Origin of the sequence: Hymenobacter defluvii, assembly GCF_017589435.1 — a bacterium.
Taxonomy (GTDB): domain Bacteria; phylum Bacteroidota; class Bacteroidia; order Cytophagales; family Hymenobacteraceae; genus Hymenobacter; species Hymenobacter profundi.
Map to the genome: position 1 here is coordinate 936,701 of NZ_JAGETX010000001.1, position 12,370 is coordinate 949,070.

Genomic DNA, 12,370 nt, shown 5'->3' on the forward strand with positions numbered 1-12,370 from the left:
ATGCCAGCTGAATAGTGAAAGGGAAATCTTTTACAATTTCACCTTTCACATTTTCACCTCTAACGCTACTCACTGTGTCTGACTTACAAACTTCTGATAACGCCGCTACAACCCGTGCGCAAACCATTGTCGAAAAGATGCTCCATACCGGCACCGTAGTCGTAGAGGAGCTGGCCGCGCAATTTGGCGTGTCGGTGGCCACCATACGGCGCGACCTGACGGAGCTGGAGCAGCAGGGCTGGCTGCGACGCACGCACGGCGGCGCGGTGCCCCGGGAGCCGCTGCTTTACGAGCCGTTTCGCTACAACTCCAGCTTTCACGAGCAGATTGACCGCAACCTTTCCGAGAAGCGCCGCATTGGATTGGCCGCTGCGAGCCTTATCCAAACGGGCGAAATGATTTCCCTCACGGCCGGCACCACCACTACCCAAGTGACGCGCAGCCTGCGGCCGGGGTCCAACGTCACCGTGATTACCAATACCGTGAACGTGGCCATGGAACTAAGCCACCGCGACGATGTGCGCGTGTTCGTGACGGGCGGCTTCCTAACGGGTAGCTGGTTTTCGGTGGTAGGGCCCGCTACGGTGCAGGCGCTCAGCCAATTCTTTGTGGATAAGCTCTTTATCGGTGTCAATGGCATCGACGCCCAGAAGGGACTAACCTCCCTGCACCCCGAAGAAGCCGCCGTGATTCAGGTGATGGTGCGCCAGGCGAAACGCTGCATTGTGGTGGCCGACCACACCAAGCTCGGCACGGTGGCAACGTCGCTTATCTGCCCCGCTACGGATGTGCACCAGCTCATAACTGATACCGGCGCGACCGAGGCCCAGGTGGCGCCTTTCCGCGCGCTAGGAATAGACGTGCTGCTGGTGTGAGGCGCCCGGCCTCCGTGCGCTACCTGCCTACCCTGCTCGCTGCCTATTTAGAAAGGTAGGCGGCCGGCCTCTACGAATACGCTTATTTATCGGTAGAGCGCCGCTTTACCCTAGTCCTTACCCTAACCTACCCACCTTCTGATGCTTACACCCGCTGCCCCAGGCCCTACTCCTCGCCATGCTGCTGATGGCCCAGCCGGTAGTGCTGGCTACGTGTACCTGATTGCCACCGTAGCGGCACTGGGCGGCTTGCTGTTTGGCTTCGATACGGCCATCATTAACGGCGCCCTAGTCTTTTTGAAGAAGGACTTTGGCCTGACGGATGCGCAAACCGAGCTGGCGGCCAGCGCTATTTTGTTTGGGGCCGTGGCTGGCGCCGCCGTGGCCGGTTGGCTTACCGACCGCTACGGCCGTCGTCGCTTGCTGTTTGGGGCTGCTATGCTGTTCACGCTTTCAGCGCTGGCGGCGGCGATACCGCGCACGCTCACCGAGTTTGTGGTAGCGCGGCTGGCCGGTGGCCTCGCCATCGGGGTAGCCTCGCTGTTGGTGCCGCTTTACATTGCCGAAATTGCCCCGGCTCGTATTCGCGGCAAGCTGGTGACGTTGAATCAGTTGGCTATTGTAACAGGCATCTTGTTGGCCTACGTGGCCAGCTACTACCTGGCCGATTTAGGGTTGGCGTCGTGGCGCTGGATGTTTGCGTCGGCAGCGGCGCCTTCGTTGCTGTTTATGCTCACGCTGCTGCTGGTACCTGAGAGTCCGCGATGGTTGTTGGGTAGGGGCCGCGAGGCCGAGGCGCTGGGTACGCTCACCCGCCTCAACGGCCCGGTGGCCGCGGCGGCTGAGGCCGAGGAAATTCAGGCTGCCCTGGTGGCCGAGCGCGGCGAAGACGCCAACCTGTACCAGCCGCGCCTGCGCCAGCCGCTGCGGATTGCGGTGGTACTGGCCGTGTTGCAGCAAATCACGGGCATCAACACCATTCTCTACTACGGCTCCATCATTTTCACCGAGTACAACGGGCAAAGCGCCTCCTCGGCTATTGGGGCCAACGCACTCATTGGGGGCATCAACTTTGCGGGCACGGTCGTAGCCCTATTCGTGATTGACCGGGTAGGGCGCAAGCCGCTGCTGCTCTTTGCCTCGGGGGGCATGGCGCTGGCGCTGGGCGCGCTGGTGGTCGCCTTGCAGTTGCACGCGCCGGGCACGCTATTGCTGGGGCTGATTATGCTCTACGTGGCCTGTTTCGCGGTGGGTCTGGGGCCGGGCGTGTGGGTGGTCATCACCGAAATCTTCCCGAATGCCGTGCGCGGCCGGGCCGCCTCGCTGGCTACGGTGGCCCTCTGGATAGCCTGCACACTTATTTCCTACACGTTCCTGTCGTTGGTGAAGGTGGCAGGTTTGTCTGGCGCGTTTGGGCTCTACGCGGTGCTGTCGGCCTTCACGTTCTTCTTTGTGTGGCGGGCCGTGCCCGAAACTAAGGGCCGGACCCTGGAAGAAATCGAGCGTAGCTGGCAATAGTTTACAGCACGTCATGCTGAGCGCAAGCTTGATGTGCTTGATCAACTCTTGAAAATTAATACTACCCTTTATATGAAACTGTCTTTCTCTGCCGGCGTTTTGCCCTTGGCCTTGCTGCTGTCGATAAGCGAAGCCAGCGCGCAAAACGTACTGAAGTACGTAAATCCCAACATCGGCACGGCGCACAGCCGGTGGTTTTTCTACACCCCGGCGGCTGTGCCCTACGGCATGGCCAAGCTGGCGCCTTCCACCAACGGCCACTACGGCAATAAGTCGGGCTGGGAAGCCGTGGGCTACGACACCCGTCAGAACTCCATCGAGGGCTTCGTGCATTTCCACGAGTGGCAGGTAGGCGGCGTGAGCTTCATGCCCACCACAGGCGAGCTGCGCGTGAAGCCCGGCGACCTCGACAAACCCGCCAGCGGCTACCGCTCGCGCTTCGACCGCAAAAATCAGGTGGCCGAGCCCGGCTACTACAAAGTCCTGCTCGACGACTACAACATTACGGCCGAGGTGACGGCCACCAAGCGGGTAGGGTTTCACCGCTACACCTTCCCCAAAAACGATCAGGCCCATATCATCCTCGACATCGGCAACACGCAGGGCGAGAGCGGGGAAGTGACCGACGCCAGCATTCGGATGGTGGACGCTACGCACGTGGAGGGCTTCGTGAGCACCTACCCCAAGTATGTGAAAACCTACGACCCCGAGGGCAAGGTGAACATGTATTTCTACGGCGAAATCAGCAAGCAGCCGGCGAGCGTGGAGGCCTTTACGGCCGCAGGCACGCAGGGCAAGAAGAATGAAGCCACCGGCAAAGGCGCGGGCTTAGTGCTGAACTACCAAACCGCTGCGCAGGAAAAAATCGAAATGAAGGTAGGACTCTCCTATACTTCCATTGCCAATGCCAAGGCCAACCTGCAAGCCGAAGCCCGCACCCTGACCTTTGACCAGGCCCGCACCGCCGCGCAGGCAACCTGGCAGCGCGAGCTGGGCAAACTCGCAGTAGAAGGCCCCAATGAGCAGGACAAGACCAAGTTCTACACCGGCCTCTTTCACGCCCTGCTAGGCCGCGGCATTGCCAGCGACGTGAACGGCGACTACCCCCGCCATGGCGGCAAAACAGGCAAGCTGGTGACTAGCGGCCGCGGCCCCAAGCCTGAGTATATTAATACCGACGCCATTTGGGGCGGCTACTGGAACATCACGCAGCTGTGGGCGCTGTCCTACCCCGAGTGGTACGGTAGCTTCGTGAACACCCAGCTGCAACTCTATCGCGACCGGGGCTGGTTTGCCGATGGCCTGGCCAACAGCCAGTACGTATCGGGAGTAGGCACCAACTTCGTGGGCCTAGCCATTGCCGCCGCCTACCAGACTGGCATTCGCAACTACGACGTGAATCTGGCCTATCAGGCCGTGCGGGCCAACGAATTGAACTGGCGCAACCGCCCGTTTGGCTCGGGCAAGATGGACGTGAAGGCCTTTACCCAATACGGTTACGTGCCCTTCAAGGAGGAATATAAAGAGTATAAAGGCGAGTGGTACAAGACGGATTCTACGGGCGCTTATTTCTCTAATTCGCATACCCTGGAGTATAGCTATAGTGCCTTTGCCGCCGCGCAAATGGCGAAATCTTTAGGCAAAAAGGCTGATTACGAGCGCCTGATTAAGCTCTCCAACGGCTGGAAAGAGATTTTGAACCCGCAGAACAAGCTCATGCAGCCCAAGCTGGCCAACGGCACGTTCGTAAATAACTTCAAACCGTACGAGCCGTGGCGTGGCTTCCAGGAGGGCAATGCCATGCAGTACACCTTCTACGTTCCCCAGAACCCCGCGGGCCTGATTGACGCCATGGGCCGCGAGAAGTTCAACAACCGCCTCGACAGCATCTTCACGGCCTCGGCCAAAACGGACTTTGGGGGCGGCAAAGAAATCGACGCTTTTGCCGGCGTCAATGCCATCTACAACCACGGCAACCAGCCCTGCCTGCACATCAGCTGGCTGTTCAACTTCTCGGGCAAGCCCTGGCTGACGCAGAAATGGACCCGCCAGATTTGCGAGGATTTTTACGGCACCGAGCCCATCCACGGCTACGGCTACGGGCAGGATGAGGACCAGGGCCAGTTAGGCTCGTGGTACGTCATCACCGCGCTGGGCTTGTTTGATGTGAAGGGCTTCACTGATGCCCGCCCCATTGTGGAGTTGGGTAGCCCTATTTTCAGCAAGGCTACCATTGAGTTGGGCAACCAGAAAAAGCTCATCATTGAGGCCAAAAACACCTCCAAGGAAAACGTGTACGTGCAGTCGGCCACGATGAATGGCAAGCCGCTCAACAACTGCTGGCTGTACCGCGACGAGCTGATGCAGGGCGGCAAGCTGGTTTTTACTATGGGTAGCAAACCCAACACAACCTGGGGTACCAAGACCCCGCCGCCTTCGGCGCAGTAGGGCCTTACTACCTTTGCACAGGGCATCCGCGGCCTACGCTCAGTTGAGCGTAGGCCGCGTTATCTTTTACTGGCTCCGCTCTCGTTTGACTATGCCAAGCGAGAGCGGAGGAATTTTCTTACTATTACTATACATGACTATTTTTTATTGGCATAGAAAGGATATATTCCACTTGGGATTAATAAGTCTATTCTCTTTTTTAAATCATTAAGCATATATCTATGACGAATAACAGCAGTAAGCCAATTCAATCCACCCATAAATATTATTACAAAAACACTTAAAGCGATATTTTTAGTTAAAGCTTCTACTAATCCAGCAAAAACAAGTGCTGAAAGAAGTAGAAAATACATATATATTTTATATGAAATAAAAGTTTTACCTTCTTTTGAAAGTATATAAAATTCTCCTTTATCTATTGCCGACATAATGTTATTGCGCGACCTCCATTTTAATAAACGCGATTTGAATTCAAGGCCATTCTCCCATATTATTATATCATCTGCTGTTTTTTTCTCAATAAATTCCTTTACATATTTTAATACTGATTCATACTCATCCGAAGTTATATTCCTAGTGATTTGAACACTATAACTTATAGAAAATGGAAACATATAAGTGCTAACTTAACAAATAATTTTTCTAATCTTTATTTACCCAGCAGCTTCGCTATGTACTTGCCTACGATGTCAAACTCCAGATTTACCCGGTCGCCGGGGCGCAGGTCTTGGAAAGTGGTGTGCTCGTAGGTGTAGGGAATGATGGCCACCGAAAAACCATCGTCGGTGCTATCGAAACATGTGAGGCTGGTGCCGTTGATGCAGATGGAGCCTTTTTCGACGGTGATGCGGCCGGGACCGGGCGCGTGGCGGAAGCGGTAGCGCCAGCTACCGTTCTGGTCCTCCACCGACTCGCACTCAGCTGTTAGGTCCACATGGCCTTGCACGATGTGACCGTCGAAACGGCCGTTGGCCGAGAGGCAGCGCTCCAGGTTCACGCGGCGGCCGGGCTGCCAGTTGGCTAGATTGGTTTTTTGCAGCGTCTCGTCGATAGCTGTGACAGTGTGCGTGCCAGCCACGGCATCCACGGCCACCACCGTCAGGCACACGCCGTCGTGGGCCACACTCTGGTCGATTTGCAGCTCCCCGGCAAAGGGCGATTCAACCGTAAAATGGATATTGGCTGCTTCGCGCCGCACGGCGGCAATGGTGCCCAGGGCTTCAATGATTCCGGTAAACACGTTATTTGATGTGCTGATTGGTGATGTGCTACTGTATGAAATGAGAACAGATGATGAGGCAGAACGTTTGGATTGATACGCCTATCCCAGCTTTTCAGTCTCGTTCAACAATCATTTCCCCCTACCCTCCACGATAATCTTAAGCGTGTAGAGGAGCACCCGCAGGTCCATAGCCAGGCTCATATTTTCGATGTAGAGAATATCAAACTTGAGGCGTTCTACCATCTGCGGAACGGTTTCGGCATAGCCATACTTCACTTGGCCCAGGGAGGTAAGACCAGGACGCACGCGGTGCAGGTGGCGGTAGTGGGGCGCTATTTTGGCAATTTGCTCGATGTAGTACCGACGCTCGGGACGGGGGCCAACCACGCTCATGTCGCCTTTTAGCACGTTCCAGAACTGAGGCAGCTCATCGAGGCGCACCTTGCGCATGAAACGCCCCCAGCGCGTAATGCGCGGGTCATGATCAGAGCTGAGGGCGGGGCCCATTTTCTCGGCGTCTACCACCATCGAGCGGAATTTATAGATCCGAAACGGCTCTCCATTGCGTCCAATGCGTTCCTGCGCGTAGAACACCGGCCCCGTGGAGGTCAGCTTTACCATCAGGGCAGTGAATAAATAAATGGGCCAGGCCAGCAAAAAGAAGCTAATGGCCAGGCCCAAGTCGCCGCTGCGCTTGAATACGGCCTGCCACACGGGCAGCAAATCCTGCTTTATCTCGATGAGTGGCGTCCCGAATAGGTGATTCACCTTCACCGAACCCAGCAGCATTTGGTAGAGGTCGGGCAGCACGCTGATGCGCACGGGCACGCCTTGCAGAAGCGTCAGAATATCCTGAATTAGGCGGTGCTCGGAGGGCTCGATGGCAATAACTACCTGCTCGACCTTCTGTTCCGCGATGATGCTGACCAGTTCCTGATAGGAGCCTACGCTCGGCAGCTCGGCAGCCAGGCGCGCATCGGGTTCCTCGCCTACCTGCGCAAACCCTACCAGCCGCAGCCCCAGGTGCTGACCCGTCCGGCGCAGATCATGGTAGGTATCGTGGGCCAGTGCCTGCGCCCCTACCAGCAGAGTATTGAAGGCTATGATGCCACGGCGCACCAGCCGCTGCACGCTTGATATGGCCCAGGTACGCAACACTGCTGTGAGCACGAAATGCAGCAGAAAATAGACCGTAATAGTCTTGTAATACAGCCGGTAATTGCTAACGCCTTCGTCGTCGAGTAGCAGCGCGAAGAAGATAACCATGGCACCCGCCACCGACACGCGCCCCAATCGGATGACCTCCGTAAGGCGGGATTTGCGAAAAATATCGCGGTATTCGCCGATGAGCGCGTATAGAATGGTCCAGAAGGAGGCAATGAGCAGTGCTGAACCAAATAAGTACAACCACACTCCGGCTGTAAGATGGTAGCCTGTGCTGCTTTCGTTCAGTAAGTACTTGCGTATCAGGAAGAAGCAGATCCAGGCCAGCAGCGCCGCGCCGAAGTCGGCGGCCACCAGCTTAAGCTTCTGCAAAGTTCGGAGCAAGGGAAAGAAAGGAAAAGGTGAGGCGGAAAAAGCGGTTTTGTGGGGTCGAAACCGTAGTTTCGCAGCCCGTGCCGCCAGCCTGGCCCTGCGGGCTGGCCGGGCACAAAGGTAGGGCATACACTGGAACCCGCTACACCGCCCGGCCTCTTCCTTCCGCTATGGACCCCGACAGCTACCGGCATCGTGGCCAGCGCCGCGCCCTCGCGGCCGAGCTGCGCCACAAAGGCATTCGCGATGAACAAGTGCTCACGGCCCTGATGGCCGTGCCGCGCCATCAGTTTTTTGACCCTGCGTTTCAGGCCCACGCCTACCAGGACAAGGCCTTCCCCATCGGCGAAGGCCAAACCATTTCGCAGCCCTACACGGTGGCCTACCAGACGGAGTTGCTGCGCGTGCGCCCCACCGACCGGGTGCTGGAAATTGGGACCGGCTCGGGCTACCAGTGCTGCGTGCTGCTCCAGCTTACCTCCCAGGTGTTCAGCATCGAGTACAACCAGGTGCTGTTTGAACGTACACGCCGCCGCCTGGCCACCATGCACCAGCCGGCGCACCTATTCTGCGGCGACGGTTCGCTTGGCCTGCCCGCCCACGCCCCCTTCGACAAGATTCTCGTAACGGCCGGCTCGCCTACTATCCCGCGCCCCCTGCTGCGCCAGCTGCGGGTAGGCGGCGCACTGGTCATTCCCGTAGGCGACGCGCAAAGCCAGCGGATGTTGCGCGTGGTGCGCGAGAGCGAGGAAGAATTCGTGCGCGAGGAATTCGAGACCTTCCGCTTCGTGCCCCTGCTGGGTAGGGCCGGCTGGGAGGGATAGGCATTGAGTGAGTGAGTGAGTGAGTGAGTGGAAATACAGCTGTCATCCTGAGCACAGCCGTACCCTTATTCCTATCTCATTAGCTGCCCAATGAAGAGGATAGCGTTGGTAGATTTCTCCCGGATTATGAAAATGAACGGCCGGTTGATCCACAGTTCAGCCGGCGGGCCAGCGGTAGTAGTCACCATCCCTACCGCTGTGGCGGCGGCGGCTTCAGTGCCTTCCTCATCTACCTCTACAAAGGTTTTGTGCAGCACTTTATCAATGGATAAGTCGCGCCGCTCTTCCAGCATCTTGCTAAAATTGGCTCCCCTGTCAAACGCCTCGCCCATACCAAGCTGTGTCAGCACCTCCTTAAGGTTAGCTTCATACTCCAGCTTGAACTTGGGCAGGTGCAGCGGCAGACTCATGGTATCGGCGCGGGACAGGCAGGCGGCGAGCTTGGCACTGCTGAGCGTGGCAGTGAGGTCGGCCAGCGTGTGCGTGGCGGTGGGTTGCAGCAGCGTCAGGCTATACTGGCGGTTGCCATAGGGTAGGTCGATGAGCTGCATATCGGCATCGGCGGCGTGCAGGTAGCGGCCTTTGGTCAGCGCCATAAAGTCTCGGGAGATGGTACTACCGTCTTCCAGGTAGAAAGGCGCTTTCTGGGTCTGTTTCTTATCGAAGGTATAGGTCCAGGTGCCTTTGAAGTAGAGGGCATTCACTAGGTACAGGGCATCGTCGCTCGTAGTCTGCTTGATCAGGTCTTTGATCCTGCCGTTGGTTTTGCTTTCTACCCAGTCATTAATTGTGTTCTTAGTGCTGCTTTCGGCGAAGTTCACACCCTGCACCTTGGCGTCGAAATACGTTTGATTGAGCTGCACGAATGGCGCTTGCAGCTTGTACTGCTGAGCATGCCAGAGCGAGTTGGCCGCCGCAAAGCTCACCTTCTGGTCTACCCCTTGCAGCAACGCAAACAGGCTTTTGTACGACTGGCTGATTTCCTCGTTGGTGGCAGTTGGCGCGAAACCCAGCGTCTGGCGCATGGCCTCCTTGGTCGTTCCATCGGCGCCGTTGTAGGTCATGGTGAGGGCCGCGGAGATGCTTAGGGGCGAGATGAACAGGTTTTCGCCTCCTTCGCTCTTGCGCAGCGCGGCAAAGCTGCGGAAGGCAAAATCGTTGGCGCTACCAACGGTTTGCGACTCCTGCGCCGTGAGGGACCGCACGTTGGGCGTATTGTCGGGCGATACGTCGCTGTCAGGCTGGCACGCAGCCAGCAGCGCAGCGCTGAGCAGGAGAAGCCCCTTCGTTTTGGTAAATAGCTTTTGCATAATGCCTTACTTACTTGAGATAGGAAAACACGGTCTTTGGACAGACTTTTTATGAAGAGTCTGTCAGCTAGTAAACAGTTGCATATAGTTGTGCCTATATTGTTGTCATCTCCATCTTATTACTCTTTTTCTATGTTAACTCGTACTATTCTTCTCGCACTGCTAGGCTTGGGCCTGACTGCCCCCGTTCTTGCGCAAACGGTACAGCCCTGCCGCATTACGGGCAACGTTAAAGGCCTGGGCAACAAATCGGTGGTGTTCCTCTACGACCATAACAATCACCAGCTACACGACACCGTGCGCGCGGTGAATGACCGATTCACCTACACTACCCGCCCCAGCGACGATGGCGTCATCAATATGAAGCTCGTACCGTCACGCTACACTCCCATTTGGAACGAGCCGGGCCGGGTAACCGTCGCGGGTGATATGAAAAATGTGGGACAACTGGTGGTTACGGGCACGCCGGAAAATGATTGGAACACGCAGTACAACCAGCGCAGCAGGTGGAAGCTTGAGCAACGGATGGAGGCTCACCCAGATTCGATGAGAACATTACAATCATTGGATGGGAAAGCCGCCCGAGCATTTATACAGGCACACCCGCAAGCCCGCACCAGCGCCAACTTGCTCTATGAGCAAGCTAGATTTGTCAATGACCAACCGGTAGAAACATACGAGCAGCTGCTGCGCGGCTTGTCGCCCAAGGTGCGCGCCAGTATGCAGGGGCAAGCCGCTGCCAGCCGTTTGACCGCCTTACGCAATCAGCCGCAGGTGGGTCGTCCGGCACCCAAGTTCACCATACCCGATACGGCTGGGGTAGCCGTATCGCTGGATACATTTAAAGGTAAATATGTGCTGCTCGACTTTTGGGGCCACTGGTGCGGCCCGTGCATACAGTCGATGCCCCACTTGAAGGAAATACAAGCCCGTTACGCCTCCCAAATGGCCGTGGTGGGCATTGGTGTGGAAAGCATCGACGAGAAGAATCTATGGCTGCAAGCCATTCGCAAGCATCAGTTGCGCTGGACGCAGCTCTCGGAGCTAAAGGCTGACAAAGGCATGATAGAACAGTACAATATCGAGGGGTTCCCTACCTACATACTGCTCGACAAGCAAGGGGTAGTGCTGGTAAAGAGCAACCACTTAGCGGTGGTTGAAGAGAAGCTGAAAGCGCTTACCGCAATGCCATAGCGGCTGTTTACCGCTTTCCTGCCAACATACCCGGCGCGGCTGCCTATCTTTGCGGCTCTTTTCGCCTACTCTCGCCTACCCCCAATGCGCAAGCAAAAACCCGTAAAAGAATCCTTCGTGAGCATGACCGAGCTGGTGCTGCCCAACGACACCAACACGCTCAACAACCTGATGGGTGGCCGCATGATGCACCTGATGGACATTGCCGCCGCCGTATCGGCGCAACGCCACAGCAACCGCATTGTGGTCACGGCCTCGGTGGATAACGTGTCGTTTCGGGAGGGTATCCGGCTGGGTAGCGTGGTGACGCTGGAGGCGCAGGTGACGCGCGCGTTCAGCTCCTCGATGGAGGTACATATTGACGTGTGGGCTGAGGATATTCCCAGCGGTACCAAAGTGAAATCCAACGAGGCCTTTTTCACCTTTGTGGCCGTGGATCAGTCGGGCCGCCCTATCGACGTGCCCGATGCCCTCCCCGAAACCCCCGAGGAAGTACGCCTCTTCGACGGGGCCCTCCAGCGCCGGCAGTTGCGCCTGGTACTGGCCGGCCGCATGCAACCCTCGGATGCCACGGAGCTGAAGGCCTTATTTGACCTGTAAATCATGAATCACGACGCGGCTCTGGCTTTTTATCAGCAGTTCTACGCCGACCTCACACTCTATGTAGTGCCCGAGGTAGGGGAAGAGAAGGCTGCGCCAATAGCAACAGCTGCCGCACCACAGCCGGCGCAGGCACCTACCCCAGCGCCGGCTGCGCTCGTGCCGCCTACCCCACTAGCTGCCACGCCAGTACCACCGCCCGCCACGCCGCTGGTTGCAGCCCCAACACCGCCCGTAAGCCGCCCGGCTGCTTCGGTGCCGCCCGTTACGCCACTAATAAGCCGTCCACCGGTTACGGTGCCCAGTAGTGCCCCAACCCCACCGCCTGCGCCCCCTGTTACCAGAATTGCGCCGCCGGCTGCCCCCGCTCCGCCCCAGCGCACGGCTCCTCCACTCACCCAAACGCCTTTCTCTACCCTAGGCAGCAACGCCCGCGGCATCGTGATTCTGGTGCGCCTGGATGCGGTGAAGTTTCAGCGCCTACCCCGGCACGTGTTCCTGAACAACGTGCTGAAGGCCATCGGGCAAATTGTGGAAGACACGGTGCTCATCAACGTGGAATCGCACTTGCCGGTGGCCCTGAGCACGTTGCGCACCAAGCTGGAAGCCAAGCAGATTATCGGCTTCGGCAAAAACCTGCTCGACGTGGCCGTGCACAAAACTCAGCTCTACGAGCCTGTCATTTTGGTCGGCGACGCCGCCTACCTCCCCGCTGCCGAGCTAGATGTGATTGAGGAAGACCAAGGCCGTAAAAAGCTGCTCTGGAACGCTATGAAACGCATGTTCCTGTAGGGGCGGCGCGTTGTACGCGCCCATCGTTGCTGACGACTGCATATCGTTGAC

11 protein-coding genes are annotated in these 12,370 nt (G+C 57.4%); 7 read left to right on the forward strand and 4 right to left on the reverse strand.

What is annotated here, in order from left to right:
- Positions 1–74: 74 nt before the first annotated feature.
- The 3 genes from J4D97_RS03825 (at position 75) to J4D97_RS03835 (ending at position 4,841) form a co-directional block, all read left to right on the forward strand.
- Complete coding sequence (locus J4D97_RS03825) at positions 75–875, forward strand: DeoR/GlpR family DNA-binding transcription regulator (protein WP_208306409.1); 801 nt, start codon at positions 75–77, stop codon at positions 873–875.
- Positions 876–1,016: 141 nt separating this feature from the next.
- Positions 1,017–2,393: a sugar porter family MFS transporter gene (locus tag J4D97_RS03830; RefSeq protein ID WP_208306410.1), complete on the forward strand. Its 1,377-nt coding sequence runs from the start codon at positions 1,017–1,019 to the stop codon at positions 2,391–2,393.
- Positions 2,394–2,465: 72 nt separating this feature from the next.
- Complete coding sequence (locus tag J4D97_RS03835; protein WP_208306411.1) at positions 2,466–4,841, forward strand: GH92 family glycosyl hydrolase; 2,376 nt, start codon at positions 2,466–2,468, stop codon at positions 4,839–4,841.
- Positions 4,842–4,978: 137 nt separating this feature from the next.
- Here the strand turns inward: J4D97_RS03835 and J4D97_RS03840 are convergent, their stop codons facing one another.
- The 3 genes from J4D97_RS03840 to J4D97_RS03850 form a co-directional block, all read right to left on the reverse strand.
- Positions 4,979–5,455 (reverse strand): hypothetical protein, encoded by a 477-nt coding sequence (locus tag J4D97_RS03840; protein ID WP_208306412.1) that lies wholly within the window; start codon positions 5,453–5,455, stop codon positions 4,979–4,981.
- 35 nt (positions 5,456–5,490) lie between these two features.
- Positions 5,491–6,081, reverse strand: coding sequence for a riboflavin synthase (locus tag J4D97_RS03845; RefSeq protein WP_208306413.1), 591 nt, complete (start codon positions 6,079–6,081; stop codon positions 5,491–5,493).
- Between the two features lie 111 nt (positions 6,082–6,192).
- Positions 6,193–7,611 carry a sugar transferase gene (locus tag J4D97_RS03850; protein WP_243900108.1) on the reverse strand — a complete coding sequence of 473 codons (1,419 nt, stop codon included), beginning with the start codon at positions 7,609–7,611 and terminating at the stop codon, positions 6,193–6,195.
- 158 nt (positions 7,612–7,769) lie between these two features.
- On the opposite strand from J4D97_RS03850, the gene J4D97_RS03855 reads away from it, so the two are divergent.
- A complete protein-coding gene (locus J4D97_RS03855; RefSeq protein ID WP_208306415.1) occupies positions 7,770–8,423 on the forward strand; it encodes a protein-L-isoaspartate(D-aspartate) O-methyltransferase in 654 nt (217 codons plus the stop codon).
- A 71-nt stretch (positions 8,424–8,494) separates the two neighbouring features.
- On the opposite strand, the gene J4D97_RS03860 is transcribed toward J4D97_RS03855, so the two are convergent.
- Positions 8,495–9,733: a serpin family protein gene (locus J4D97_RS03860; protein WP_208306416.1), complete on the reverse strand. Its 1,239-nt coding sequence runs from the start codon at positions 9,731–9,733 to the stop codon at positions 8,495–8,497.
- Positions 9,734–9,865: 132 nt separating this feature from the next.
- Between J4D97_RS03860 and J4D97_RS03865 the strand changes: the two genes are divergently transcribed.
- The 3 genes from J4D97_RS03865 to J4D97_RS03875 all read left to right on the forward strand — a co-directional run bounded on the left by J4D97_RS03865 (position 9,866) and on the right by J4D97_RS03875 (position 12,319).
- Positions 9,866–10,927, forward strand: coding sequence for a TlpA disulfide reductase family protein (locus J4D97_RS03865; protein WP_208306417.1), 1,062 nt, complete (start codon positions 9,866–9,868; stop codon positions 10,925–10,927).
- A gap of 84 nt (positions 10,928–11,011) precedes the next feature.
- Positions 11,012–11,527 (forward strand): acyl-CoA thioesterase, encoded by a 516-nt coding sequence (locus J4D97_RS03870; RefSeq protein ID WP_208306418.1) that lies wholly within the window; start codon positions 11,012–11,014, stop codon positions 11,525–11,527.
- Between the two features lie 3 nt (positions 11,528–11,530).
- Positions 11,531–12,319, forward strand: a complete 789-nt coding sequence (locus J4D97_RS03875; RefSeq protein WP_208306419.1) for a hypothetical protein — start codon at positions 11,531–11,533, stop codon at positions 12,317–12,319.
- Positions 12,320–12,370 lie beyond the last annotated feature (51 nt).

What these genes read in the sequence shown, in the direction of transcription:
- J4D97_RS03830 (WP_208306410.1), top strand. Translation starts at nt 1,017, where the DNA reads ATGCTTACACCCGCTGCCCCAGGCCCTACTCCTCGCCATGCTGCTGAT.
- J4D97_RS03835 (WP_208306411.1), top strand. Translation starts at nt 2,466, where the DNA reads ATGAAACTGTCTTTCTCTGCCGGCGTTTTGCCCTTGGCCTTGCTGCTG.
- J4D97_RS03840 (WP_208306412.1), bottom strand. Translation starts at nt 5,455, where the DNA reads ATGTTTCCATTTTCTATAAGTTATAGTGTTCAAATCACTAGGAATATA.
- J4D97_RS03855 (WP_208306415.1), top strand. Translation starts at nt 7,770, where the DNA reads ATGGACCCCGACAGCTACCGGCATCGTGGCCAGCGCCGCGCCCTCGCG.
- J4D97_RS03860 (WP_208306416.1), bottom strand. Translation starts at nt 9,733, where the DNA reads ATGCAAAAGCTATTTACCAAAACGAAGGGGCTTCTCCTGCTCAGCGCT.
- J4D97_RS03865 (WP_208306417.1), top strand. Translation starts at nt 9,866, where the DNA reads ATGTTAACTCGTACTATTCTTCTCGCACTGCTAGGCTTGGGCCTGACT.
- J4D97_RS03870 (WP_208306418.1), top strand. Translation starts at nt 11,012, where the DNA reads ATGCGCAAGCAAAAACCCGTAAAAGAATCCTTCGTGAGCATGACCGAG.
- J4D97_RS03875 (WP_208306419.1), top strand. Translation starts at nt 11,531, where the DNA reads ATGAATCACGACGCGGCTCTGGCTTTTTATCAGCAGTTCTACGCCGAC.